31 protein-coding genes are annotated in these 25,316 nt (G+C 61.1%); 18 read left to right on the top strand and 13 right to left on the bottom strand.

Annotation, left to right across the window (positions count from 1 at the left end):
• Positions 1 to 56: 56 nt before the first annotated feature.
• Together EN851_RS17375 and EN851_RS17370 are read right to left on the bottom strand one after the other, a co-directional pair.
• Complete coding sequence (locus EN851_RS17375) at positions 57 to 1,172, bottom strand: alkene reductase (RefSeq protein ID WP_135929662.1); 1,116 nt, start codon at positions 1,170 to 1,172, stop codon at positions 57 to 59.
• Between the two features lie 33 nt (positions 1,173 to 1,205).
• A complete protein-coding gene (locus EN851_RS17370; protein ID WP_127279601.1) occupies positions 1,206 to 1,496 on the bottom strand; it encodes a metalloregulator ArsR/SmtB family transcription factor in 291 nt (96 codons plus the stop codon).
• Positions 1,497 to 1,516: 20 nt separating this feature from the next.
• Here EN851_RS17370 and EN851_RS37215 point away from each other — a divergent pair, with 20 nt between their 5' ends.
• The 7 genes from EN851_RS37215 to EN851_RS17335 all read left to right on the top strand — a co-directional run bounded on the left by EN851_RS37215 (position 1,517) and on the right by EN851_RS17335 (position 7,231).
• The gene (locus EN851_RS37215; RefSeq protein ID WP_245520766.1) at positions 1,517 to 2,005 is read left to right on the top strand and encodes a hypothetical protein; all 489 of its coding nucleotides are present in this window, start codon (positions 1,517 to 1,519) and stop codon (positions 2,003 to 2,005) included.
• Between the two features lie 93 nt (positions 2,006 to 2,098).
• Positions 2,099 to 3,070: an SDR family oxidoreductase gene (locus tag EN851_RS17360; RefSeq protein WP_135881749.1), complete on the top strand. Its 972-nt coding sequence runs from the start codon at positions 2,099 to 2,101 to the stop codon at positions 3,068 to 3,070.
• A 10-nt stretch (positions 3,071 to 3,080) separates the two neighbouring features.
• Positions 3,081 to 4,793 carry an HAD-IIB family hydrolase gene (locus tag EN851_RS17355; protein WP_135929661.1) on the top strand — a complete coding sequence of 571 codons (1,713 nt, stop codon included), beginning with the start codon at positions 3,081 to 3,083 and terminating at the stop codon, positions 4,791 to 4,793.
• A gap of 107 nt (positions 4,794 to 4,900) precedes the next feature.
• Complete coding sequence (locus tag EN851_RS17350) at positions 4,901 to 5,218, top strand: plasmid stabilization protein (protein WP_135929660.1); 318 nt, start codon at positions 4,901 to 4,903, stop codon at positions 5,216 to 5,218.
• Between the two features lie 8 nt (positions 5,219 to 5,226).
• On the top strand, positions 5,227 to 6,228 hold the full coding sequence (locus EN851_RS17345) for an ATP-dependent DNA ligase (protein ID WP_135929659.1): 1,002 nt from the start codon (positions 5,227 to 5,229) through the stop codon (positions 6,226 to 6,228).
• Positions 6,229 to 6,365: 137 nt separating this feature from the next.
• Entirely contained in the window at positions 6,366 to 6,884 is a 519-nt protein-coding gene (locus tag EN851_RS17340) for a ferritin-like domain-containing protein (protein WP_127281179.1), read from the top strand.
• 65 nt (positions 6,885 to 6,949) lie between these two features.
• A complete protein-coding gene (locus EN851_RS17335; RefSeq protein WP_127281180.1) occupies positions 6,950 to 7,231 on the top strand; it encodes a hypothetical protein in 282 nt (93 codons plus the stop codon).
• 23 nt (positions 7,232 to 7,254) lie between these two features.
• On the opposite strand, the gene EN851_RS17330 is transcribed toward EN851_RS17335, so the two are convergent.
• The 8 genes from EN851_RS17330 to EN851_RS17295 form a co-directional block, all read right to left on the bottom strand.
• Complete coding sequence (locus tag EN851_RS17330; RefSeq protein ID WP_127281181.1) at positions 7,255 to 7,419, bottom strand: hypothetical protein; 165 nt, start codon at positions 7,417 to 7,419, stop codon at positions 7,255 to 7,257.
• Positions 7,420 to 7,538: 119 nt separating this feature from the next.
• Positions 7,539 to 7,733 (bottom strand): hypothetical protein, encoded by a 195-nt coding sequence (locus tag EN851_RS17325; protein ID WP_127870469.1) that lies wholly within the window; start codon positions 7,731 to 7,733, stop codon positions 7,539 to 7,541.
• Positions 7,734 to 7,908: 175 nt separating this feature from the next.
• Positions 7,909 to 8,931, bottom strand: coding sequence for an acyltransferase (locus EN851_RS17320; RefSeq protein ID WP_245520765.1), 1,023 nt, complete (start codon positions 8,929 to 8,931; stop codon positions 7,909 to 7,911).
• Positions 8,932 to 9,035: 104 nt separating this feature from the next.
• Complete coding sequence (locus EN851_RS17315) at positions 9,036 to 9,575, bottom strand: prepilin peptidase (protein ID WP_135929658.1); 540 nt, start codon at positions 9,573 to 9,575, stop codon at positions 9,036 to 9,038.
• Position 9,576: 1 nt separating this feature from the next.
• Positions 9,577 to 10,137, bottom strand: a complete 561-nt coding sequence (locus EN851_RS17310; RefSeq protein WP_189521876.1) for a tetratricopeptide repeat protein — start codon at positions 10,135 to 10,137, stop codon at positions 9,577 to 9,579.
• A gap of 52 nt (positions 10,138 to 10,189) precedes the next feature.
• Positions 10,190 to 11,140, bottom strand: coding sequence for a type II secretion system F family protein (locus tag EN851_RS17305; protein ID WP_135864984.1), 951 nt, complete (start codon positions 11,138 to 11,140; stop codon positions 10,190 to 10,192).
• 18 nt (positions 11,141 to 11,158) lie between these two features.
• On the bottom strand, positions 11,159 to 11,953 hold the full coding sequence (locus tag EN851_RS17300) for a type II secretion system F family protein (RefSeq protein WP_245520764.1): 795 nt from the start codon (positions 11,951 to 11,953) through the stop codon (positions 11,159 to 11,161).
• Between the two features lie 176 nt (positions 11,954 to 12,129).
• The gene (locus EN851_RS17295; RefSeq protein WP_127870465.1) at positions 12,130 to 13,518 is read right to left on the bottom strand and encodes a CpaF family protein; all 1,389 of its coding nucleotides are present in this window, start codon (positions 13,516 to 13,518) and stop codon (positions 12,130 to 12,132) included.
• A 540-nt stretch (positions 13,519 to 14,058) separates the two neighbouring features.
• Here EN851_RS17295 and EN851_RS17290 point away from each other — a divergent pair.
• From EN851_RS17290 to EN851_RS17240, 11 genes are all read left to right on the top strand, one after another.
• On the top strand, positions 14,059 to 14,274 hold the full coding sequence (locus EN851_RS17290) for a Flp family type IVb pilin (RefSeq protein ID WP_135864980.1): 216 nt from the start codon (positions 14,059 to 14,061) through the stop codon (positions 14,272 to 14,274).
• A 16-nt stretch (positions 14,275 to 14,290) separates the two neighbouring features.
• Positions 14,291 to 14,506: a Flp family type IVb pilin gene (locus EN851_RS17285; protein ID WP_135864977.1), complete on the top strand. Its 216-nt coding sequence runs from the start codon at positions 14,291 to 14,293 to the stop codon at positions 14,504 to 14,506.
• Between the two features lie 94 nt (positions 14,507 to 14,600).
• A complete protein-coding gene (gene cpaB / locus EN851_RS17280) occupies positions 14,601 to 15,635 on the top strand; it encodes a Flp pilus assembly protein CpaB (protein WP_135864975.1) in 1,035 nt (344 codons plus the stop codon).
• A gap of 63 nt (positions 15,636 to 15,698) precedes the next feature.
• Positions 15,699 to 17,135: a type II and III secretion system protein family protein gene (locus tag EN851_RS17275; RefSeq protein ID WP_135864972.1), complete on the top strand. Its 1,437-nt coding sequence runs from the start codon at positions 15,699 to 15,701 to the stop codon at positions 17,133 to 17,135.
• A gap of 4 nt (positions 17,136 to 17,139) precedes the next feature.
• Positions 17,140 to 17,415, top strand: coding sequence for a hypothetical protein (locus EN851_RS17270; protein WP_245511741.1), 276 nt, complete (start codon positions 17,140 to 17,142; stop codon positions 17,413 to 17,415).
• 71 nt (positions 17,416 to 17,486) lie between these two features.
• Positions 17,487 to 19,001 (top strand): pilus assembly protein TadG-related protein, encoded by a 1,515-nt coding sequence (locus EN851_RS17265; RefSeq protein WP_135929656.1) that lies wholly within the window; start codon positions 17,487 to 17,489, stop codon positions 18,999 to 19,001.
• 4 nt (positions 19,002 to 19,005) lie between these two features.
• Positions 19,006 to 19,503 carry a TadE/TadG family type IV pilus assembly protein gene (locus EN851_RS17260; protein WP_189521875.1) on the top strand — a complete coding sequence of 166 codons (498 nt, stop codon included), beginning with the start codon at positions 19,006 to 19,008 and terminating at the stop codon, positions 19,501 to 19,503.
• Positions 19,497 to 20,132, top strand: a complete 636-nt coding sequence (locus EN851_RS17255; protein WP_127870457.1) for a TadE/TadG family type IV pilus assembly protein — start codon at positions 19,497 to 19,499, stop codon at positions 20,130 to 20,132. The genes EN851_RS17260 and EN851_RS17255 overlap by 7 nt, the downstream gene beginning before the upstream one ends.
• Positions 20,129 to 21,292, top strand: a complete 1,164-nt coding sequence (locus tag EN851_RS17250) for an AAA family ATPase (protein ID WP_135929654.1) — start codon at positions 20,129 to 20,131, stop codon at positions 21,290 to 21,292. Before EN851_RS17255 ends, EN851_RS17250 begins: the two co-directional genes overlap by 4 nt.
• Positions 21,279 to 21,851: a L,D-transpeptidase gene (locus EN851_RS17245; protein ID WP_127275394.1), complete on the top strand. Its 573-nt coding sequence runs from the start codon at positions 21,279 to 21,281 to the stop codon at positions 21,849 to 21,851. The genes EN851_RS17250 and EN851_RS17245 overlap by 14 nt, the downstream gene beginning before the upstream one ends.
• On the top strand, positions 21,848 to 22,411 hold the full coding sequence (locus EN851_RS17240; protein ID WP_135916052.1) for a hypothetical protein: 564 nt from the start codon (positions 21,848 to 21,850) through the stop codon (positions 22,409 to 22,411). Before EN851_RS17245 ends, EN851_RS17240 begins: the two co-directional genes overlap by 4 nt.
• A gap of 22 nt (positions 22,412 to 22,433) precedes the next feature.
• Here the strand turns inward: EN851_RS17240 and EN851_RS17235 are convergent, their stop codons facing one another.
• The 3 genes from EN851_RS17235 to EN851_RS17225 all read right to left on the bottom strand — a co-directional run bounded on the left by EN851_RS17235 (position 22,434) and on the right by EN851_RS17225 (position 25,042).
• Positions 22,434 to 22,970, bottom strand: coding sequence for a hypothetical protein (locus EN851_RS17235; protein WP_135929653.1), 537 nt, complete (start codon positions 22,968 to 22,970; stop codon positions 22,434 to 22,436).
• A 273-nt stretch (positions 22,971 to 23,243) separates the two neighbouring features.
• Positions 23,244 to 23,870 carry an MraY family glycosyltransferase gene (locus tag EN851_RS17230; RefSeq protein WP_245464228.1) on the bottom strand — a complete coding sequence of 209 codons (627 nt, stop codon included), beginning with the start codon at positions 23,868 to 23,870 and terminating at the stop codon, positions 23,244 to 23,246.
• Between the two features lie 158 nt (positions 23,871 to 24,028).
• Positions 24,029 to 25,042, bottom strand: coding sequence for an NAD-dependent epimerase/dehydratase family protein (locus EN851_RS17225; RefSeq protein ID WP_135864959.1), 1,014 nt, complete (start codon positions 25,040 to 25,042; stop codon positions 24,029 to 24,031).
• Between the last annotated feature and the right edge of the window lie 274 nt (positions 25,043 to 25,316).

The following is a 25,316-nucleotide window of genomic DNA, read 5'->3' as shown; positions in this document are numbered from 1 at the left end:
CCGGCATGGCGGGATTGACCGCGATCCGCCGGAACTTCGGTTCAGTCGGCGACCTGCTATGCCGCCGTCGGATAGTCCGTGTATCCCCTCGAACTGCCCCCGTAGAACGTATTGCTGTCGGGGGCGTTCAGCGCGATGCCTTGTTGTAATCTGCCTACGAGATCGGGATTGGCGATGAACAATTTTCCGAAAGCGACCAGATCGACACGCCCTGCCTCAACCGCGGCTTCCGCGAGTTCCCTGTCATAGCCATTGTTGACCAGCCAGGCGCCGGCGCCGCCCGCATCGCGGTAGGCCGCCTTGAAGGCGGCATAGTCGAACGGCCGCTCGCCTTGCTGGAAATCACGGGCCCCTCCTGTCGCGCCTTCAATGACATGGACATAGGCCAATCCATAGCGGCCGAGTTCCCTGGCCACGTGTTCGAACAAGGGCTGGGGTTCGGGATCGGAGGAGTCATTGGCCGGTGTCACCGGCGAGAGCCGGATGCCGGTCCGGCCGGCGCCGACTTCATCGACGACCGCCTCCACCACCTCGAACAGGAAGCGGGCACGGTTTTCGATCGAACCGCCATAGGCGTCGGTCCGATGGTTGCTGCCCGAACGCAGGAACTGGTCGAGAAGATAGCCATTGGCGCCGTGGATCTCGACGCCATCGAAACCGGCGACCTCGATAGCCGCTTTCGCGGCGCGCCGAAAATCCTGCACGATGCCCTGGATCTCGCCTTCCTCAAGGGCCCGCGGCTCGGACGTCTCGGCAAAGCTGCCGCTGCCGTCGGCACCCACCAGGAAGGTCTTGGATTTCGCGCGGATCGCCGACGGCGCAACGGGCTTGCCGCCTCCCGGCTGCAGCGATGTGTGGGAAATCCGACCCACATGCCAGAGCTGAACGACGATCTTGCCGCCTTCGGCGTGCACTGCGTCGGTGACCTTCTTCCACCCGGCGAGCTGTTCTGGCGCGTAAAGACCCGGCACGTTCGCATAGCCCTGGCCCTGATGAGTGATCGCGGTCGCTTCGGTCACGATCAGGCCCGCGGTGGCACGCTGGCGGTAATAGGTGACGGACAGATCCCCTGGAACCGCATTCGGCGAGCGATTGCGCGTCAGCGGCGCCATGACGATGCGGTTGGCGAGGGCGAGGTCGCCGGCCGCTATCGGGTCGAAAAGTGTGGTCATCGGAAGGCCTTTCATACTCAAGCAAATGCAGGTTCAGATATCGGAGAGCGAAGCGCGGAAAGCGGCGATCGTTTCGTCGTTCCGCCTGTAGAATACCCATTGACCTAGGCGGCGTGTGGTCACCAGATCCGCCGATGAAAGCGTGGCGAGATGGGCCGACACGGTTGATTGCGACAGACCGCAACGTTCGAACTGCCCCGCGCAAACGCCCATGGCCAGTGGATGTTCCTGGCTCGTGAAATGCATTTCCGGCTCTTTCAACCAGTTCAGCATCTGGCGCCGAACCGGATGGGCCAACGCCTTCAGGATGGCATCGTGATCCATGAATTCCCTATATATCGCCAATGGCCGATATTTATATCGCACTTATGCGATCCGTAAGGAACGACATTCTGTTTTTGCCGGCCGATGCGAAACACTTGCCCTGCCGGCACAGCCTGCATCGCGGTTCAAGGGCGTTTGTTCGGAACCTGATCGGCCCGCGGCTGTTTTGCATTCAGGCAAACACGGAGGCAGCCATGGCACGCGACAGGACCGAATATGAAACCGGCGCACGGAAGTATCCCGCCAGGACCGGCCCGGATCCGAGCGACGATTTCTCGCCCGATGCGGCGGGCAACAAGCCGCCGGCAGGCGGGATGGGGCTCACGCGACAGGCGGATCAGACAAATGAGAAAACACATCAGTCCGAAGGCCAGAACCCGCCTGGCAAGGCGACACCCAGCCCTGCAACCGAAAAGACATCCGGTGCGGGCCCGGCGATCTCCGAACGTTCGAAGGACGCGAAGTCTCCAAGAGCGGGCCGCCAACCCGGCGCCTATGTCAAGGACTGACACGGACGGGCGGCGACACCTTTCGACAAGCTTTATGCGTCGCGCTGACCTTTCGGTTTGGCGCGCGAACTTTCTTCAGCCGAGGAGACAGCCATGGAGACGAAATCCCGGACCGCCGGCGAAGCCGCCAAGCAGCGCCATATCCAGCGCGGCATCGATGCCAGGGACAAATCGAAGCGCAACGGCAAGGCGGAGCACGCCATGCAGGCAGGCGCGCGCACCTATCCCGAGCCGCCCTTCCCCAAGCAACATCAGGCCAAACCCGGGCATGAAGCGGCGATCGAACCTGCCCCACTCTACGATGCTCCCTATTATCTCGGATCAAGGAAACTCGAGGAGAAGGTGGCTCTCATCACCGGCGGCGATTCCGGCATCGGTCGTGCGGTGGCGGTATTGTTCGCCCGCGAAGGCGCCGATATCGCGATCGTCTACCTGGCCGAGGACAGGGACGCCGAAGAGACGAAATCCGCCGTCGAAAAAGAAGGTCGACGCTGCATCCTGATCAAGGCCGACGTCAGCGAACGGCAGGATTGCCACGATGCCGTGGCGGCCACGGTCAAAACATTCGGCCGCATCGACGTGCTGGTCAACAACGCCGCTTTCCAGATCCATTCCAGCGACTTCAGCGACCTGACCGAAGAACATTTCGATACGACGCTGAAGACCAATCTCTATGGCTATTTCCATATGGCACAGGAAGCGGTGCCGCACATGAAGCCAGGCTCGGCGATCGTCAACACCGGTTCGGTTACCGGCATAGACGGCTCGAAGCAACTGGTCGACTATTCGATGACCAAGGGCGGCATCCATGCCTTCACGCGCGCGCTTTCGGGCAATCTCATCGCCAAGGGCATCAGAGTGAACGCGGTCGCGCCTGGCCCGGTGTGGACGCCACTCAATCCGTCCGACAAGCAAGCCGGCGACGTCTCGAAATTCGGCGCGGACACGCCGATGAAACGGCCGGCACAGCCGGAGGAACTGGCTCCGGCCTATGTGTTCCTGGCCTCTCCGCACTGCTCGAGCTACATCACCGGCGAGATCCTGCCGATCGTCGGCGGCTACTGAGGTCATCGCAATGTATTTCATTGCCTTGGCGACCGATTATGACGGGACGCTCGCGCATGACGGGGCTGTCTCCAAGAAGACGCTCGCCGCGCTGGAGCGGTTCAAGAAAAGTGGCCGTAAACTGCTTCTGGTCACCGGACGCGAGCTGCCCGACCTCAAGCGCGTGTTTCCCAATGTCGGCCTGTTCGACAAGGTCGTCGCCGAGAACGGTGCCCTGATCTACACCCCGGCGAGCGAGGAGGAGCGGGTGATCTCGCTATCGCCGGAGCCCAAATTCGTCGCCAGACTGAAAAAGCAGGGGGTGAAGCCACTTTCGGTGGGACGTTCGATCGTCGCCACCTGGGAGCCACATCAGGCGACCGTGCTCGAAGTCATCAAGAAGATGGGGCTCGAGCTCGAAATCATCTTCAACAAGGGTGCGGTGATGATCCTGCCGAGCGGGGTCAACAAAGCCACCGGGCTGGCTGCCGCGCTCGAGGATCTTCGCCTGTCGCCGCACAATGTGGTGGGTATCGGCGACGCCGAGAACGATCATGCCTTCCTGCAGGCCTGCGGCTGCAGCGTTGCGGTCGACAATGCCATTCCCGCGGTCAAGAGCACCGCAACCCTGGTCACGAGCGGTGCACGCGGCAAAGGCGTCGAGGAACTGATCGCCAAGCTGATCAAGCGCGACCATGGGATCGTGCCGAGGCGCCACGACGGCATTGTTCTGGGATCGTCAGGTGGCGACGACATCTATCTGTCGCCGACCGACAGCGTGCTCATCGCCGGCAGTTCGGGCATCGGCAAATCCACCCTGGCCACCGCGCTGACGGAACGCTTCGTCGAGAACCGATTTCAGTTTTGCGTCTTCGACCCCGAAGGCGACTATGATGGCCTCGAGGGTGCGGTTCGGCTGGGGGACGGATCGAGCGCGCCCACAAAGGCGCAGGTGCTGGATCTGGTCGCCAAGGCCGACAGCAATGTCGTCGTCAACGGGCTTTCGCTGCGTGTCAACGAACGGCCTGATTTCTTTGCCGACCTGCTGCCTGGCCTTGGCAGCTTCCGCCGCCGCACCGCGAGACCGCATTGGCTGGTCATCGACGAAGCGCACCATCTTCTTCCGAAGCGGCGCGACGATACGCGCTCCGTGCTCTCCCTGGAACTGCCGGGAACAATCCTGATCACCGTCCATCCCGAAGCGATTTCGACCGACGCCCTGCGCCTGGTTACGGCCGTTATCGCCCTTGGACCGACGGCGAAGGACGTGGTGAAGGCCTTCTGCCGCGAGACCGGCATCGAGCCACCGAAGGACATTCCCACGCCCAAGGGCGACCGCGTCCTGTTCTGGCGGCCGCAGGTGCGCAAAAAACTCACGACGGTCAAGGTGATCGAACCTCGCCAGTCTCTCAAGCGCCACAGCCGCAAATATGCCGAGGGCCAACTCGATGAGACCGGCAGCTTCTATTTCCGCGGTCCCGACGATGCAATGAACCTGAGGGCCCATAATCTGTTGATCTTTGCCCAGATGGCCGAAGGCATAGACGACAAGACCTGGGAGTTCCATCTGCGCGCGGGCGACTATTCGAAATGGTTCCGCCACCAGATCAGGGACAAGGACCTCGCCCGCGAAACCGCCGAGGCTGAAAAGGACAGGAAGCTTTCGGCGGAAGAGAGCCGCAAGCGGGTGCTCGATGCCGTACGGCGGCGCTACACCGCACCAGCGACGGCGCCCGAGGAGTAGCAGCCAGGCCGCGGTCATGGGCGATGTCGGGAACGGCGGTTCGCCGACCGCGTTGGAACCCGGGCGCCGGCCTAACGTTCAACCTCCAGCGAGAAGGAGTAGCGATCATGCCACGAGGCGAGAAATCCAAATACACCGACAAGCAGGAACGCAAGGCCGACCATATCGCCGAAGGCTATGAGAAGCGTGGCGTCTCCGACAAGGAAGCCGAGCGCCGCGCATGGGCAACGGTCAACAAGGACGATGGTGGCGGCAAGAAGGAAGGCGGCTCCGGGCGTGGCAAGCACACGGGCCATCCGGCAGCGCACAAGGGCGGCAAGAGCGGCGGAAGGGCGTCGGCATCCCGATCGGCCGCGAGCCGGTCCGAATCGGCAAAGAAGGCGGCGGCGACGCGCAAGAGGAATGCCGAACACCACGCCCACTGAACGGCTCAATGAAGGACAGGTTTGCCCTCCCCCTGGACACGCCTCCCATGGAGGCCAAGGCCGCCGATGCCCTCCCGGAAGGCGAAGGCCTTTGGCAATACGAGCCCAAATGGGACGGGTTTCGCTGCCTCGCCTTCAAAGGCGACAGGGATGTCGACCTGCGCGCGAAATCCGGCAAACCCCTCGGCCGTTACTTCCCGGAGCTCGTCGCCATGCTGCAGCAGGTCGAGGCCCGCAACTTCGTTGTCGATGGCGAAATCGTCATCGAACTCGAAGGCCAGCTTTCCTTCGACGCACTGCAGATGCGGCTTCACCCGGCCGAAAGCCGTATCCGCAAGCTGAGCGTGCAAACGCCGGCGCGGCTGATCCTGTTCGACATGCCGGTTGCGCCGGACGGGACGATCCTGCTTGACGAACCGTTGTCGAGCCGCCGCCGGGCGGTCGAGGGCTTCGTTCGGGATTGGGCCAAGCCCGGCTTGCGGCTCTCGCCCAGCGCGACCGATCCGGCGGCCGCCAGGCGCTGGCTGGAAGGGGCCGGCCACGGCCCCACCGATGGCGTCGTCGCCAAATTGCTGGCCGACCCCTACCGGCCTGGCGAACGCGCGATGGTCAAGGTCAAACGGTTGCGTACGGCCGACTGCGTGGTAGGCGGATTTCGCTATCTGGCCGGCAGCAAGGAGGTCGGCTCGCTCCTGCTCGGCCTCTACGAGGAGAGCGGCAAACTCAACCATGTCGGCTTTACCTCGACCATCGGCAGGGACGACCGGGCCGGCGTCACCCGAAAGCTGGAAAAGCTGCGTGGCGGACCTGGCTTCACCGGCAAGGCGCCAGGCGGACCGAGCCGCTGGAGCACGCAGCGCGGCGGCGAATGGGAACCCCTGCGGCCGGAACTGGTGGTCGAGGTCCGCTTCGATCACGTCACCGGCGACAGGTTCCGGCATGGCACCAAATTGTTGCGCTGGCGGCCGGACAAGGCGCCGCGCCAGTGCACCATGCGGCAGATCCAGTGAGGGAGTTCGCCCCGCGGCGGCGCGTGGGCCGAGCCGGAGGCAGCCTCTTTGCGAGACGGCTGGAACAACCGTCCCGATAGCAAGTTGAGTCCCAGCTACACCGATGGTGGGCTTCACGACAATTGGAGATGACAATTATGGCGACTGCGAAGAAAGCGGCAACGAAGGGCCTTGAAGCCTTGTTCCTCGACGGGCTGAAGGACATTTACTATGCCGAGAAGAAAATCCTGAAGGCGCTGCCGAAAATGGCAAAGGGCGCCGAATCCGAGGACCTTGCGGCGGCGTTCGAGAAACATCTGGCGGAGACCGAGGGCCAGGTCGATCGCCTCGAACAGGTCTTCGAGCTTCTCGACAAGCCGGCCCGGGGCAAGACCTGCCCCGCCATCGACGGCATCCTCGAGGAGGGTTCGGAAATCCTCGAGGAATACAAGGGCGCCCCCGCGCTGGACGCCGGGCTGGTTGGGGCGGCGCAGGCCGTCGAACACTACGAGATCGCGCGCTACGGCACGCTGATCGCCTGGGCCGAACAGCTCGGCAAGGGCGACGTGGTCAACCTCCTCAACGCGACCCTCGAGGAGGAGATGGCGACCGACGAGGCCCTTTCCAGCCTTGGCGAGGGCGGCGTCAACGAGCGTGCCCTGGAACAGGCCGCCTAGGTGGCAAGTTTGTGCCCCGGGCGCCAGGCGACCGGGGCAACTCCTCAGGATTTCGGAGAACGACGATGGACCCCCGCAAAACAGAGCAACCGGCGGTGCAGGCCGAAGACCCCGACGAAACCGAAGGTCCCGCCATGGGGCAGCAGGACTGGGACGCGCTCGCAGGGGCGAAAATCCTTCCCGACAATGCGGCGGTGGAAGACGGGGCCGAGGAGGAAGGCGACTTGCCCGAGGAAGACGACGACAACCCCTACCAGGAAAGCGACGAGGCATTGCCCGACGATGTCGAGGAGGCGGTCATTTCACGCGATCCTTCGAGGGAAGGCGGCCGCTTCGACGAAGAGTGACCCCAACGACGTGGGCAATCCGGTCAGCCGGCCGCATGCATCGGGGGCTCTTCATTCTCGTCGGGATTGGGTAGCGGCGCCTCGTCGGGCAATCGGTCCGGCTCCGGTTCGCCGATCGGCTCGGGCTTCCAATTGGGAGCCGGCATGGGCACATCGCGGTTGGGATCGGGTTCTCTCGGATCGGGCATCAAAATCCTTTTCTCTCGGTTTGCTGGCCGGCAGTGAACCGGGCGGCTTTCGATGAGTGGTGTGACATGCAGAACCCATCCCGATTGCTCGGGACGGGCTCGGTGCCATCAAGCTCTGGCTAGCGATTCTTGTGACTTTGCTGGCCAGCCTTCACATGCTGTTCATGGGTCCCGCCGCGCGTGCCCGACCCGTCACCTTGCTGGCGTTGGCTGCCGCCCGCCGCCTGCTGCTGACGGTTCTTGTCGTCCATGTTCTTATGGCTCTGCTGGCCTGCTTTCACATGCTGCTCATGGCTTCCACCTTGATTGGGCATTCTTGATCTCCTTTGGAGTTTTGAACGAGGCGACAACCGCCTCGGTTGTCAAAGCTACTGGCGGCCCGGGCGTTCCCTCACGTAATATTTCGTGACTGCCGCCGCCGATCATGGAGAGTCGTCGGGAACAAGATTTCCGTCTCGAAGCTGGGCAGCTTCTGTCGAAGCGTATGCGTCAATCCCGTAGTGCCAGGCCAGTTGGATGGCGGCCAGTCTTCAGCTGGGGATCATGCCGGCGCAGGAATTTGCGCAGCGGCAACTCGAACAGGATGTACATCCGCCAAGCGAAAAGAACTGATGTTGCGGTGCCGATCACGATGATGAGGTCGGCAGGAATCGGAAAAACGGTCCACACCATCAAAAGCAGCGTTATCGGCAGAGTGTGGATCAGATAAAGCATATAGGAGGCATCACCGAGAACCGTCCATGCGCTCGGCTGTGCGTCGATCTGCATCGTGCCGAAGACGATCATCGCCGCCGGGAGACCGTAAACCAGCACGCGCTGGAACCCGTTATCGCCGGCGAGAAACTCCATCGTCCCCCCTTGCGGCGCCATCCCGATGAATCCCACAGCGATCATCGCCGCGGCGCCGCTCGGCAGGCACCACACCGCCGGTTTCCACTTGGGTGCATAGGCGAGAGCGATGCCAAAGCCGAACTCGATGATCAGCGGGTTGCCAAGAAACTGCAGCACCGGACCCGCCGAGCGAAACATCATTGCGAGGCCGAAGATACCGAGGAGACCCCATAGCAGCCGCCGGTCGACGAGAACCACGGTTGCGGCGGCGTAGAACAGCATTTCGAAGCACAGCGTCCAGGCCGCGGGCAATGCTGGCGCGGTCATTTGATCCGTAGCGGGCCACAGCAGGAGTGTCGCCACCGCGTCCCGCCAGCCGAAGCCGGTTTTGTAGGCGACGATCGCATAGGGGATGCTGATCAGCAGGTAGAGCGGAACGATGCGCCGGAACCGTCTCCAAGCGAAGGATCGCCAGGTCAGGCCAGGTGCCGTCCTGGCAATAATCACCCCGGATATGACAAAGAAGATGTCTACGCCCGCGAAGCCGGCCACCTGCAAATCGTGAGGCAAAAGGCCATTGGATCCGGTGGCCGTAACGGCGGTCTGGGCCGCGTGGACATATACGACCATCAGCGCGGCAACGAAGCGAAGTACCTGCAAGGACCAGATCAAGGGCGCCAAGCCTATATCCGTTGACCCCTTGGCAGTCGATCGCGCAGGTGCCATCCAATCGACGATCACAACCGGAATCTTCTGGTCGATGGCGGCTGCCCGCGCTGCCGGGGTTAGTTAAGCTGATTCAGGATTCCAGAACTGCTCGCCAACACCATATTTTCATAGATCACGAGGGCTGTCGTGCAGATCGCCGCGACCGAGATCGGCACGCCAAACGGCACAACGCCTTTGCGATCGAGATGCTGGACGTAGATGCGGAAGGCGCCCGCGGGCAGCAGGAATGGATTCTTCATTGCCCCTGCAGTGACGAGGGCGAAAACCAGGAGCAGCACGGAAAAAACGACGAGGTCTTCGCCGCCGGTCAGAAAAGGCACGACCGCCATCAGCTTGACGTCGCCGGCACCGATCTTGCGCAAGAGCCAGAACGGGAACAAGGCTACAAACAGCACGAGGCCGGCAGCCGCGCTCAAGCCCATGTCCAACCAGGATCCGGATCGGAGCACAAGGAGCAACAGGGACCCCACTCCCAGGCAGAGCAGCAGCAGCACATCGCGATTGGCAATCCTCTGGGTCGTGAAGTCGAGCCACGCAATCCTGGCGAGCAGCGGGATGGCGAGGGCCTTCAACAGCAGCGCTTCGACGAGCAGCATGCTAGCGCTCGATGTTCTGCACGCTCGACGACAGCAGCTTCAGATTGTTGGCTACGGTCGGATCGTTTGGTGCCAGCTCATAAGCCTTGAGGAAATTGCCGCGCGCGTCCTGCAGTTTGCCGCGCAGCAGATCGGAATAGCCGACATTGTTGTAGTATTCGGGCGACGGCCCCATCAGCTTGAAGGCGCGGCCATAGGCACGGTCGGCGAGGTCGAAGCGGTGGATCCGGTCGCACGAAGCGGCCAGTCCCATCCAGGCGCCGCCGTCATTGGGGGCCAGTTGCGTCGCCTTGAAGAACAGCGCGCCGGCGTTGCCATAGTTTTCCGCGCGGAACTGGTTCTTGGCTTCGGCCACGGCCTGGTCCGATGCGTAATATTCGACGTCGCCGACCGTCTTCAATCCGTCGAACGCATCGCCAAAGGACGTCACATCGCCTTTCGAAGGTTCATTGGTGCGCACGACACCGCCAGTGGTGTCGGCGCCGTTTGTCTGGCAGCCGGCAAGGGCTGCCATCAACAGACTGGCAGCGACGACGGTTGCGAGGCGCATTGGCCCTGTCATTTTATCCCCCAGAGTCCGGCGACTCTATTTTAGAATCAAAGCATAGAACGATTTAGAAGAAAATGCCCTTCATGCGGATGATCACCGGCAACATGATCACCATCATGACCACCGGGAAGATGCATAATCCCAACGGGATCATCATTTTGACAGGCAGGGCGTTGGCCTTCTCCTCAGCGCTCAGAATTCTTTGTCCGCGCATCTCGTCGCTATAGACGCGCAGCGCATCCGTCAGACTGGTGCCGAGTTCCTCCGACTGCCGGAACAGCACGGCCAGGGAGCGCGCCTCTTCCAGCCCGATGCGGTCCGCGAGTTCACGCAGCGCCTCCCGCAACGGTTTGCCGGCCCGCAATTGCAGGTTCATGATCGCAAGCTGGATGCCCAGCCATTTGTGGGTGCCGGCCAGTTCGGCGCCGACACGTTCGACCGCCGCCTCCAGGCTCATGCCGGCGTCGGCACAGGTGATCATCATGTCCATGAAATCGGGGAATCCGCGACGATAGATATTTTTTTGAGCATTCTCGAAGCGGTCGAGCAGGATAGCTGGGATCACGATGCAGGCGAGTCCGAACAACGCGGAACCGGCAAAGGCCATGAAAGCAGGGAGTTGAGGCGGGAGTACTCGTACAAGGAGGGCATAGGCAACCAAAAAGCCGATACAGACCGCGCCCAGCCGCGACAAGGTGTAGATGAGCGGAGCACTGGGTTGATAAAACCCGGCGCGAAAAAGCTTCGCCTCGAGCGCATTTGGCTCGTTGCGTTCCTTCTCCATCGATCGAAAGTAGGCGTCAACTGGACGCTGCGCCGAGATTTTGAGCAACTGTTCCTGCCCCGCGAGCGAGCGGCGGTCGACGATGCCTTCCGACGTCAGGCTCTGGGCAACCAGCTTGCGCGTCTGCAACGCCGGCAAGAAGACAAGCGCACCGAACAGAAACAGCGACGCAGCCGCCACGAACACCGCGGTGGAAACCAGGAAACTCAGTCCCTGAATATTCGATAGCAGGTTTATGGCTCGCTCCTGTCAGAAATCGAAATTGACCATGCGATACATGATGAAGTCACCCAGCAGCGCCCATGTTCCGAAGATCACGAACACCGGCATGATCAAAGGGTCGTGCCATATCTGGCCGTAATATGTCGGAGCGGCGAGCTGGAGGAGCAGGAACATTACGAGCGGGAAAAGCGAAATGATCCACGCGGACACCCGGCCCTCCGACGAAAGCGCCCTGATCTTCATCCTGAGTTTTTGACGCTCGCGCAGAACCGACGAAAGATTAGCCAGGATCTCGGTCAGGTTGCCGCCAGTTTTCGATTGGATCGACAGCGACACAGACAATAGGTGGAGGCCTTCGAAGCCCACGCGCTGGGAAAGCTTCCGCACCGCCTGTTCGATGCTCAGTCCGAAGGTGATTTCGTCGGAGACGATGCCGAATTCCGTGCCAATCGGATCGGGCATTTCGCGCGCGACCAGACCTATGGCCACCGTTGCCGGGTGCCCCGCCCGCAGCGAACGCACGATCATGTCGAGTGCATTCGGGAGCTGTTTCGCGAATTTCTGGATCCGTTTCCTGCGCGCACGACGCAGAAGCAGAAGTGGCAGGACAAATCCGGTCACCAGAAAAATCAGGATGCAAGGCAATATGGAAAAACGCAGAAGGAATGAGAAAAGCAGCGCGATCGCAAGGGCTGAGACCAGGAACATCGCGGCGAAAGTCAGCGGGTTTCCGGTAATGCCGGATTGGGTGTAGAGCCTGTTCAAGCCGACCATGCCGAAAAGAAAATCACCGGTATCCGTCAGGCCGCGTTCGCGCAGCAATCCCTGCAAGGTCCTTTCGGCCGGAACCTCATCGGACAATCGCTTCAGCCGCCGGTTGATCATGCCGGCACGGGATCGGCGATCGGCGAAAGACAGATAAAGCGCCTCGCCGGCGAGAATGACGGCCGCGGCCGTAAGCGTGTAAATAAAGTAGAGCAAGGTCTGGCCGGTGGGCATTAGAGCGCAACCTGGGGATTGAAGGCGTCCTTGGCGAAATGGTGCCCGAGAGTCGCCGCTTCCGGGGCAAAACGTGGGCGAACGCCGGTAGCGCGAAATTCCCCGACGATCTGACCGTCAACCGTCACCTCGCGACGCACGAAGGTGTAGATCTCCTGCATCTGGACGACATTTCCTTCCATACCGGTAATCTCCGATATCGATGTCACGCGCCGGCCGCCGTCGGACAGGCGCTGTGTCTGCACGATGACGTCGATGGCGGAAGCAATCTGCGCCCTGATGGACTCATGCGTCATCGGCATTCCCGCCATGCCGACCATCTGCTCAAGCCGCGAGATCGCATCGCGCGGCGTGTTGGCATGGATGGTGGTCATCGAGCCCTCGTGGCCGGTGTTCATGGCCTGCAGCATGTCGAAGGCCTCTTCGCCGCGAACCTCGCCGACGATGATACGGTCGGGACGCATGCGGAGCGCGTTCTTGACCAGCTCGCGCTGGCGAACCTCTCCCTTTCCTTCCACACTGGGCGGGCGTGTCTCCAGCCGGCCGACATGAGGCTGCTGCAGCTGCAGTTCCGCCGCGTCCTCGATGGTGATCAGGCGCTCCCTGGACGGAATGTAGCTCGACAGAGCGTTGAGCAAAGTCGTCTTGCCGCTGCCCGTCCCTCCCGAAACGAGGACCGACTTGCGCGCCTGCACGGCGATCCGCAGCAGATCGACCATTGGCGGACGGATCGAATTGAGCGCCACCAGGCGTTCGAGCGAATAGGGATTCTTGGAAAACTTTCGAATCGACACCAGCGGGCCGTCGACCGAGATCGGCCGCACCGCGATGTTGACGCGCGATCCATCCTCCAGCCTGGCATCGACCATCGGCGAGGATTCATCGACGCGCCGGCCGATGGCTGAAACGATCTTGTTGATGACCCGCAGCAGATGCGCCTCGTCACGAAACCGGATGGCCGTCTCTTCAACCAGGCCACGCCGCTCGATGAAGACGCGTTTGTGGGTGTTGATCAGGATATCGGTGATCGTGTCATCCTTGAGCAACGGTTCGATCGGGCCGAGTCCCAGCATCTCGTCGGCAGTCTCGCTGGTAATTTGATCAAGCTCGCGAGCGTTCAGCGGCACACTGTGGCTGCGCACGAACTCGCGCACGATCGGGCGGATCTCGTTCAGAATCTCGTCCTTGGACGCGGTTTCGAGCGCGGATAGATTGAACCTGTCAATCAAATGGCGATGCAGTTCGACTTTCAGCGTCAGGAAGTCGTCGCCATGGGGTTCTATATCAACAACTGGAGAAACAGCCGGAACGATGGGCAGTACAGTCAGCGGCTCGGCCTTTGTCGCGGCCTGCTGCTCGCTTGGTCCCTTGATAAACCGCCCCAGCATAATCCCTTATACCCCTCCAGCGCATATTAGCGGAAACTAAACGTTAACCAAGCGACGCACAAGCGCCGGGGCGCCTCACATGCCGGCAATACTTTCAACATAGTTAAGGAGCGCACCCAAAAAATATCGTTTTTATTTATGATCCCCGCGTTGCCAAACATGAGTGTGCGACTAAGCTTTAGATCCTCCTGTGCCCTTGCGTGCTCCGACATCGGAATCCACTCCATATCTGGCTATAACCCCCTAGATATAAAGGGATATGCTACACATCTAAAGTAGCTGTCACTTTATTAGGCCTTACGCATAATTGTGAACGAATGGTTAAGGGCGCTTGAAAAATTAGACGAATCAAGCTCTTGCTGAAATTTAAAGCCGCTCTCAACTCGCAAGTTCATGTATTGGGAAGTTAAGGAACCGTTAATCCCGTTTGACTCCGCAATTTCTCGGGACCTAGGATCGAGATGACGGGGGATGCTTGGGTATGGAGTTCATCCTTGGCTCTGTCTCGTCGGGTTCAAACCTCCAAAGGGAGAAATTGACATGAAGAAGCTCATGACGATGACCCGGCAGTTCCGCGACGATGAAAACGGCGCTGCCATGGTCGAATATTCCATCCTGATCGGCATCATTGCGGCGGCATCGATCATTGCGGTTATTGCCATCGGCGGATGGGTCGGCAGCCAGTTCACCGGCCTCTGCACGAAGCTGAACGGCAAGGGCCTGAAGGCTGATGGTACCGCTGGCGGCACCTGCTGAGGCGAAGGATACAGCCATGAAAAGGCTTATCATTGCAGCCAGGCAGTTCCGCGATGATGAGAACGGTGCTGCCATGGTGGAATACTCGATCCTGATCGGCATCATTGCGGCCGCATCGATCATTGCGGTTATTGCCATCGGCGGATGGGTCGGCAGTCAATTCACCGGCCTTTGCGCGAACCTGAACGGCAAGGGCCTGAAGGCTGATGGTAGTGCCGGTGGCACTTGCTAAAAACCTTCTGGGCCGGAATCGCTCGATTTCGGCCCAGAATTCTGCGCTTTGAAGGGGCTGACATTCGCCCGGCGGGCGATGGTGGGGTGGGAAGATGCGCGCTAATACGCTTATCATGATTGTCCTCGCCGGCGTGTTCGGCGTACTGGCGGTGGTGCTCGCCAATATCTGGCTGGCCAGCCAGCGCAATGCCATGGCGCGGACGGATGACGTCCCGCATGATACGGTGGTGGTGGCGGCCGTACCTTTGAAATTCGGTGACACGCTGACCGACGACAAGTTGCGCGAGATAGCGTGGCCGGCGGGCGCGGTTCCGGCCGGCGCTTTCAAGACAACGAAAGAGATGCTGGCTGGCGAAGGCGTAAAGCAGGCGCTGCAGGCGATCGGCACCAACGAGCCCGTTCTCGCCACCAAGATCACCGGCCCCGGCCAGCGCGCCACGCTCTCGGCGGTGCTGGGCGAAGGCATGAAAGCCGTTTCCATCAGGGTCAACGACGTGCTTGGGGTGGCTGGATTCGTTTTCCCCGGCGACCGCGTCGATATTCTGCTGACGCGCACGGTGCGTGGCGACGACGGTGCGGACAAGAGTTTCGTCGACGTGCTGCTGCAGAGCATGAAGGTTCTCGCCATCGACCAGGTTGCAGATGTGAGCAAGGACAGCCCGACCGTCGTCAAGTCAGTGACGCTCGAGGTCAGCACCAAGGACGCACAGAAGCTGACCCTGGCAGCCGGCGCCGGCCAATTGTCTCTGGCGCTGCGCCAGGCGGCGGCCAGCAAGGGCGAGGCCACCGAACGGGTGACGCTTTCCGACCTGACCGGCGAAATGCCAGAAGACGTCGCCAAGCGACAGGCCGAGCTCGAGAAGAAAGCTGCCGCGGACGCATTGGCGGAAGCTGAGCGCAAGCGTGCCGAGGACAAGATTGCCGGGCTCACCCAGGCCGTGGAGCGCGTTGGAAGCCGGCTTGACGAGCTGGGCAAGGCTAAGCCCGCTCCAGCGGCGGCAGCTGAAGTGCGGGAAGTCGTCAAGGAAGTGGTCAAGTATGTGCAGCCCGAGCCGCCGAAGAATGTGTCGGTGGGCGTGTTCCGGGGCGTGAAGCTCGAGACATATGACGTGCCGCGACAACCATGATAATATTGCGGCATAGTACCGCGCGACACGGTGGCTGCCTTAAGCAGCATTTGGGAGACGGGGATGCAGGGGACTTGGTTGAGGATGGCGGCGGGCGCGTTGGCCTGTCTGGTGGCGTTTTTGCTGTCGAGCCTCGTGGCCGAGGCGGCTGACCGCTTCATCGACGTGTCCAACCCCAGCGTCCATCGTGTTTTCCTGCCGATGTCGCAATCGGTGACAATCCAGGTAAATGCCAATCTCGGCGACATCGTCGTCGGCGACGAGAAGATCGCCGATGCGCAGCCAATGACCGACCGCACGCTCTATGTCATCGGCAAGGGTGCCGGCACCACCACGGTCAACCTGTTCTCGCCCGACAAGCGCTCGCTCGGCGTCATCCAGATCGAGGTCGGCGTCGATGTCAGCGACATGGCGGCGGCGATCCGTCAGGTTTCGCCGAGGTCGCGCATCGAAATCGGCTCGATCAACGGCAAGGTCAGGCTTGGCGGCCATGTCAAGGACGGCGCCACGCTGTCGGCGATCATGGAAGTGGCCCAGCAATATGGTCCCGACGCCATCATCAATTCCGTCACTGTCGACGACAGCCAGCAGGTCAATCTCGAAGTGCGTGTGCTGGAAGCCAAGCGCAACGCCGGCCGCGATCTCGGTGTGTCGTTCAGAAGCAGGGACAGCAATGCAACTCATTTTGGAACGGGCATCGCAGCTACCACGCCAACAGGAACGGCCCCAGGGACCCTGCTGACGGGTTTGCTGTCGAAAAGCAATCCTTTCGCGACACTGATCACCCAGATCATCGACAGCAACATCAAGGTCGACCTGATTATTGAAGCGCTCGAAGAGAAGGGCGTCGTGCGGACGCTCGCTAATCCGAACCTCACCACGCTTTCCGGTGAGCAAGCTAGCTTCAACGCCGGCGGCCAGGTCCCCATCCGAAGCGTCGACGCCAATGGCGAGGTCCAGATCGAGTACAAGCAATTCGGCGTCAATCTTCTGTTCACGCCGGTCGTGCTCGACGACGACAAAATCCATATCAGCCTTGCCCCTGAGGTCAGCGACCTGACCGGCTTCACCAGCGCCGGCGATCCGATCTTCACCAACCGCAAACTGTCAACCGTGGTCGAGTTGCGCGATGGTCAGAGCTTTGCCGTCGGCGGGCTGCTGTCCAGCAAGATCACCAGGCTGCAGGAGCAGGTGCCGTGGCTCGGTCAGGTGCCGGTCATCGGCACGCTGTTCCGCAACTCGAGCAGCCAGAAGGAAGAGACCGAACTGGTCGTCATCGTCACGCCGCACCTCGTGCGGCCGGTGAAGCCCGGCGAACAGCTGGCGACGCCTTTCGACAAGACCCGGCCCGCCAACGACCCGGAGCTCTTCCTGCTCGGGCAGCTCGAAGTGAACAAGGACATGATCCGCAAATATGAAAAAGGCGACGGCGTCACCGGCCCGTACGGCCACATGCTGGACTTCAAATCGAAGGACAAGATGCTCTATGTCAAGAAATAGCGCCTTGATCCTCATTCTGTGCGCCGGGTCGCTTTCGGGCTGCGCCGCGGACTATCTGAACCACTACGACACGGTGACCTTGGCCGCCGGCGACACGCAGAAGTTCAACTCGATGCTTCAGACGGTCGACCCGCTCAATCCGGCCTCCAGGAACACGCATATCGAAGGCGACGGCACGCGCGCCGCCGCTATCGCGCACAACTACAAATTTCCGCCGCCACCCCCGCCACCGCCGGCCATCACGGTCAATGTCGGTGGATCGGGTGTGACGACGCCGTGAACTGAACGGAAGGATGCGGAGGGCGCTGGGCATGCGAGGGGCCCTTGCGCGAGAGAGCAGAGAGTAAGGTCATGTTGGGGACCATTCGAGCCTTCTGGAACGATCAACGCGGCATAGCGATGATCCTCGTGGCAATTATGATACCTGTGCTCATCGGCTTCTCGGTGCTTGCCATCGACATGAGCCGGGTCAACGGGCTCCACAACGATCTGCAGAAGGGCGTCGATGCGATGGCGCTTGCCGCCGCCGCGGAACTGGACGGCAGATCGGATTCCATCACCCGGGCCAACTTGGCCGTGACAACCCTCGTCACCAACAACACCCTGTTTTCGACATCGGGGGATCATCCGCTGGTTTTAGCCGATATGACCGTCACCTATCTGACCGGCATCCCCGCCAGCGACGAAACCGCATTGAGCGCTGCCGGCGTCGATGCCGATGGCACAAACTGGGCAAGCACCGATCCCAAGGCTGTTTCATTCGCTGAAGTCACGATCAACGCTTCCGGCGTTGCGGCTGGCGCAGGTGCCTTCGCGACGATCTTTCCGGCAAGTCTGGTCGGCAGCAGGGACACCATGGATATCCAGCCGCAGGCGGTGGCCGGGTTCGTTCAATCAATCTGCGAAACCGTTCCCCTGTTCATGTGCAACCCGTTCGAGACAGCGGATTCTTCGACCAGCAAGACGATCCAGCAAGCCTTTGCCTCGGGCGATACTTACGGGCGAGAGTTCCGTATTTTGAAAGTCGATTCCAATCCTGGCCCCGGCAATTTCGGCCTGATCGACAACAATCTCAGCTCGCTGCGAGATGCCATTGCGATCGGCACCTCGGGAACCTGTTACAATCGCAACGCACTGACCACGAAGACCGGCGTCACCCTTGGCCAGGTCAACACTGGCCTCAACACCCGATTCGATCTCTACAGCGGCTCGTTGAACAACGACAGCAAGGACTTCAATTACAGGCCGGCGACCAACGTTCGCAAGGGCCAGAAGACCGGCTGCAGCAAGTACGATCCCGTGACGGACAACACCGCGTTGCCTTTGCCTCCGGGCACCAACTACGTCGATGCGAAGGGAATGTCCGACGCGATCGGATCGCAGAGCTTCTGGACGAGCTACTGGCAGGTCAACCACGGGACGGCGTATCCGAACGTCCCCAGCACCACCAACCCGACCGGCTCCACGAGCGCTCCCGCATCAAGATATGACGTCTACAAGTACGAGATCGCCAAAAGCCTTGTCGGTGACAAGTCGCTGAATCCGACCAAGGAAAGCGGCGATCCATCCTGCTACAAGGGTCCTAACCCGACACTCGATCCAGATCGCCGGCTGCTCAACATGGCGATCGTCAACTGCCTCGCCAACGAGGACAAGCTAAACGGTCACGTCTCGATCAAGCCGGACGGCTATGTCAGCGTGTTCATTAACACGCCGGTTCAGAAGCAGGACAACACGAAGGATCCAGACGATCCTTCCGCAGGCGAGAAACCCATCAGTCTGGAGATCGTCGACGTGGATGGCGCCTTTGCCAATAATACCCTTGTCGACAAGGCGTTTCGCAACGAAGCGCAATTGTACCGGTAGCGCCATGTTCATCAAACTAAGGCAGTTCCTCCAGCGGTTCCACCATGACGAACAAGGCTCTGCCTTGGTCGAGATAGCGATCGTCATGCCACTCGTGTTGCTGCTGTCGGCCGGCGTCTTCGAATTCTCGAACATCTTCAACACGCGCCTGCTTCTCGCAGCTGGCGTCGAGGATGCCGCTCGCTATATGGCGCGCTGCAGCAGTGACTGGAATACTTGTTCAACGTTGGCAAAAAACCTCGCGGTAAACGGGGCCGTCACGAACGGCAGCCAGAGGGTTACCGGGTGGACCGTGGGTCAAGTCACCGTCACGCCAGTACAATCGCTCCAGGCGATCGATCCCACGACCGGTACCGAGCTCTATCTCAGCAGCACCGGCACTGTCGTTGTCGTGCAGGTCAGCACCGCATATCCATATCCCACCCTGGGCCTCTGGTCTTATCTTGGCTTTGGTGCCCTTACGCTCAATGTTTTCCATCAGGAGCGTGTCTTGGGATGGTGATGTCGCGCGGCAGGTTCTGGAGAAACCAATCCGGCGCGACAATGGTGGAGGCGGCCATCGCAATGCCCGTGCTGCTCACTCTGCTGCTTGGTTTCGTCGACTTCGGTTACGCCTTCTACCAATGGAATGCCGGAAACAAGGCGGTGCAGGCTGGCGCCAGGCTGGCGCAGATTTCCGCTCCGATCGCCAGCGGACTTCTGCTCGAGGCAAAAACCCCCAGCGACCCACTGGACGTGGGAAAGGCGGTTCCAGCCAACACTTACAGCTACATCTGTACCGCCAGTGCCGCCGGAGCAGTATCTTGCAGCTGCGGAACAGGCGCCACGTGCCAGAACCTCAATGTGAGCCAAGCCGCTTTCGACTTTATCTTTAGCGGCAGCAGCTCCCGGCCGGGCATGCTGACATTCCTGCCAACCCTTCTGAAATCCGAGGTCCAGATCCAATATCAGGCTTCAGGCCTCGGTTACTGGACACGCCCCAGCGGGCCGGTGCCAACGATCACCGTCAGCATCGTCAATCATCCCTTCCAGTTCTTCTTTCTGGCCGGGTTTCTCGGATTCGGAACCATCACCATGCCCTCCATGCTGAGCACGGTCACGGGCGAAGACATGAAAAGCACCTATCCATGAACGCCATCAACACCAAGGTCCTGCCCACCAAGCGAAAGCAGGTCGCGCTGTTTTCCTCCGATCCGAATTTCAAGCGCGATGTGGCGACCCGGCTCGATGCGCTGGCGATCTATGACGTGCGGGTTGCCGAGACGGGCGACTTCCTCAAAGGCCCGCCGGCCGAGACGCGCCCGGGCATCGTCATCCTCGATCTCGGCAATGGCGAATTGCTTGGCAATCCAGGCATTGTCGAGGCGCGTGGACTGTGGGCAACCGTGCCGCTGATCGCGGTTTCGGACGAGCTGACGTCCGAACAGACGCGCGTGCTGGTGCGCATGAACGCCTCCGACTGGCTGCACAAGCCGCTCGACGGCAAGGAACTGCTCAACGCCGTCACCTTCCACGACAGCGGCAACCAGGGTACCAAAAGCCGAATCATCACCTTCGTCGGCGCCAGCGGCGGCGCCGGCGCCACGACGCTGGCGTTGTCGGCAGCTGAATTCCTGGCCTCGAAATCGACCGAGCGCGCGGCTTCGACCTGCCTGGTCGACCTCGACTTCCAGAGTGCCAATTGCGGCGCCTATCTCAACCTGTTCAACCAGTTCGACCTTGCCGGCATCATCGGCCAGCCGGAACGGCTCGATGTCGAACTGATGGATGTCATCAAGCTGTCGCGGCCTTCCGGCCTGACGCTCTATGCCTTCGAGCGGCCGCAGTTGCCGTTCGAGCGGCAGGGCGCCGATTTCGTCTTCCGGCTGCTCGATCTTGTCGCCTACCGTTTCGACGACATCGTCATCGACCTGCCGAACATCGAAACGCCCTGGCAAAATTCCGTGCTGTCGACGAGCGACGAGATCTTCATCGTCTTCGAGCTCAATGTCGCTTCGCTGCGGCAAGGCAAACGGCTCTACAAGAAGATCCGCGAGCTGCGCGGCAATAACGTCAGCATCACGCTGGTGGCCAACAAGCACAAGCGCAAATGGTTCGGCAACCACTTCTCGCGCGGCGAGCTGGAGAAGATCTTCAAGGCGCCGAACATCAAATCGGTCAGCCTCGACAACGCCCTGCTGGCCGACGCCCTGAACCGCGCGATGCTGCCGTCCGAAGTGGATGGCCGGGCCCGCTTCAACAAGGATCTGAAGAGGATGTTCCGCGAGCGGCTCGACGATGCGGCCCGCTAGCGGCCATCGCTTTCGACTGACGGCCGCCTGCCTCCTCGGCCTGGCGCTGGCGCTTCCAGCCGGACAGAGCGCGTGGGCGGACAGCCGCCCGCCTTTGCCGGCGATGGGTCCCAGCCTGCGCAAGACGGTGGCGTTTCCCACGGCCGAGAAGATTGGAACCATAATCATCCGCAAGCAGGAAAAAGCGCTCTACCTGGTGACCGGCAAGGGCGAGGCCCTGCGCTACCGGATCAGCGTCGGACGCGATGGGTTTGGCTGGACGGGTACGGTCCAGGTGGGGTCAAAGACGGAATGGCCGGCTTGGCGCCCGCCCAAGGAAATGCGCGCCCGCCGGCCGGAGTTGCCTGAGATGGTTCCCTCGGGGCCGTACAATCCGCTCGGCGCAAGGGCGCTCTATCTGCTTCGGGACGGTCGCGACACGCTCTATCGCATCCATGGCACCAACGACCCTTCGGGCGTGGGTTTCGACGGCACGTCGGGCTGTTTTCGCTTGACCAATACCGATGTCATCGATCTTTTCAGGCGCGTGCCTGTCGGCACCAAGGTGGTGGTCCAATGACAACGATCAGCGATCCCGATGAACTGCTGGCGGCGGTCGAACCGCCATTGCTCGACAAGGAGAAGAGCCGGTTCAGAGTGGCCGTTGCCGTCTGCGTCGGCCTGGCGCTGTTTGCCCTTCTGAACGCCACCGCTGCCGTCTATCTCTACCGTGGCATCAACGACCTGCGTACGATCGAGGCGCGGCTGGAGGACCTCGGCCAGTTCGAGCAGCGAATGAGCGCGCGGCTGGACACGGTCAACAACGGATTTCAAAGCCGGTTCGAGGCGCTGGACGACCGGTTGCGGGCGAGCTTCGGCGAGGTCAACGCCAGCATCGCCAAGCAGGCACCGGAAATGTCGGGAAATCACGGTGGCGACGAGCCGCGCGTCGTGGAGCTCCCCCCGCCCGCCGAAGATACGGCGGCGGTTGCCAGCGCCACCGAGGCGGAACCGGCCACCGAGGATATGCCGCGCTCAACGCGAAGGAGGCCGGCTCCGGCAGCGCCTCCCCCGCCAAGTTCCAACTACCAGCGGATCGTATCCCCGGAAGGCAAGGTCACCTATCACAAGATAAACTAGCTTTGGCCTCGGCCACGCTGCGCTAGAAATCTCTCTGCAGTGCCATGAGCCGGACACGCATCGGTTCAACGCGCATGCCGAGTTCACGCATATAGGCAAAATGGCAATAGGCGCACGCCGTAACCCCGATGACCGCCAGCAGGCAGTTCAGCCAGGTGAAGTCCATCGTCAGTGAGAACTGAAAGCCGCTCGGCGCCGAGAACCCGGCAATGGTGCTGGCGGTCTGCGAGTGGCCGCCGATCAAAATCATCAACGCCGCGAGGATCAAGGTGCCATGGTTGGCAAGAAAGAAAGCGGCCGACCTTCTGGCCTGACTTGCCATCCAGCAGATCCCCAGCGCCGCACCCAGCAGGGCGAAATCCAGGACCATCGACCCTCCCAGATAGACATCGACCTGCTGCCAGACCATTCCGGACGATGGGTGGAAGGTGAGCCAGACCTTCCACATACCGGGGCTTGCGGGATAGGTTCCGAGCAGGATCGTGGCCATTCGCTCCGCCGCCAGGATCAGCAGGACAAAGGCCGGGAAGGCGAAAAGCAATAATGGTTTGCGCTTCATGGTGCCTCGCAATCTGGCGGGCAGTCTATGCTGCATAGATTGCATGAAGCTTAACGGCGCGTTTTGCTTGCCAAATCAACAGCGTCTGCCCGTAGCGATCAGTGTCGGGGCCCACCCGTGCCACGACGGCCTCGCGTCTCCGCCCTCAAGCCGATTCTGCAAATCTGCGTGAGCTCGGCAGCCAGCGAGCCGCTGATGTGGGTCCGGCAGGCGTTCGTAGCAGACAATGAGCGGAGCCGCCGAGTCTGATCCATCGGTATCGCGAAGAGCGGCCTAAGGATTAGCCAAAGCAGAAAATGTCAGCCCTATCGCCAGTGCCGTCACTGCGTAGATAGCCGGCAAAACCTGACGGTTCACACCAATCCGAAGCAAGCTATGACCAAGGTGATCCGTGCCGCCCATCCAGGGCCTGCGCCCCTGTAGCAGGCGGCGAGTCGTTACGAATATTGCATCAATCAGCGGGACGGCAATCCACGCCAACGAGGCGTCAAAACCTCTTTTCGAGGCAAGAAGCACGATTGCCGCCCCGAGGAGAAGGCTGCCGCTGTCGCCCATGAAAACGCGGGCGGGCGGATAGTTGAAGCAAAGGAACCCGACACACGCACCCGCGCCGGCCATCCCGATATCGCCGCCGAGCCCCAGGAAGGCGGCCGTGATTGCACTCGCGGCAAGACCATCCGCATGGTCGAGCATGTTGACCGCGTTGCAAGCTATCCAAATGACGATCGGGACCCACCACAGACCTGTAATGATGCCAGCTAAAATCGCGGCAGCGGCCAATGCCGCTGCCTTGACACCGGCGGAAAGGGATCGGACGTCATCCAGCGCGCCGATCAGGCAGAAAACAGCCAGCAGAAGAATATACTCAACCGGAAGCCACGGAGACATCGCGATCAGCATGGCCGGCCCTGCCAGCCGGGGAACCTCGCCCGATGTGTGCCATCGGTCGCTCTTGACCTTTGAGACCGCTCCGATGCGTATCGCCAGACGCGCAAACAGCCACACACAAACGGCCGATATGAGCAGAGCCCCGATGAACGGGACCAATGGACCAGGTGTCAAGCCATTGCTCGTTCGGCACGCATGTGCTCGATGCAGTCGACCACTGTCTGTTTGGTGCTTCGCAGTGGTCGCCATCCGGTCATGGAGGTCAACAGACTTGTGTCAGGCACGCGGTCATGCGTCACGGCAAACCGCTCACCAAAGACCGCACTGGAAGGTTTCATAACGATGGGCGCACTCGTCCTGGTGGCGTCAACCACCATCTTGGCGAGATTTCCAATCTGAACCGCCTCGCTGCCGCCCAGGTTGACTGGCCGGCCTCGCAACGACCGGCACTGCATCACCAGAAGCAACCCCTCGGCGGCATCGGCTACGTGGAGAAACGCGCGCCTCTGCTCGCCATCGTCGTGAACCACAAGCGGTTCGCCCCGCAACGCCGCGTTGACAAACACTGGCAATACGAGGCCGGTCGCCGAGCGCTGGCGCGGTCCGGCCATGTTGAATGGTCGAACGATCCAGCTAGGGATGCCCAAATCGAAAAACAGTCCAGCAACCAGATGCTCAACGGCTGCCTTGGCAGCGGCATAACCCCATCGCGGTCGGAGATCCGTCATAACTGGATCGGACTCTGTGATTGGCCGGTCCCGACCGGAGCCGTAAACTTCTGAACTCGACGTATAAAGAAGCGGGCGCCTGTGCAGCCGGCATGCTTCGACGATTGAACAGCCTGATTCGAGAATGCCGCTGGTGACGGCGAAGCGTTCCTTGTGAGCACGCTCAACGCCGATCGGACTCGCCAGATGGAAGACGGCATCGGCAAGGCCAACCTCATCCTGGACCGCCCCATTATATGCCGGATCGCCGACCCTGAAGGTACGGATCGTCAGGCGAGGGTCACCAGTCGGCAGATTGCGAAGCAGGCCGTTCGAAAGATCATCGACAACGGTCACGGTGCAATTGCGCGCAAGCAACATATCGACCAGTGCCGACCCTACGAAGCCTGCGCCACCAGTAACCAACACATGTCCGTGCTGGCCGAATTCAACCATGTCCGCGCTATGGTTGTCCAACGTTGACAGCCTCCAGAACGACCCGTGGCCTCGCAACGCACGGGACAATCTTCTATACAGTCAGGGACGGGACGAACAACCCGTTTTTCTATCAAGCGACCAAGTTTTCATCGCCCCGATATCATTGACGAATGAATACTCCCTCCGAAAAGCCGCCACTGGTCCGATGCCCCGGTCCAGGAGCAGGACTGATTCTGGCACACGCGCACCAATGTTTAGGTTTTCGTCGCTCCACCGCGAAACAAATTGTGAGGGTATCCCCACGTTTCTCGAA

Origin of the sequence: Mesorhizobium sp. M8A.F.Ca.ET.208.01.1.1 (genome assembly GCF_004791315.1) — a bacterium.
In the GTDB taxonomy this organism is placed as follows: domain Bacteria; phylum Pseudomonadota; class Alphaproteobacteria; order Rhizobiales; family Rhizobiaceae; genus Mesorhizobium.
The sequence above is the reverse complement of the archived record's forward strand: the minus strand, read 5'-3'. Positions and strand labels throughout refer to the sequence as shown.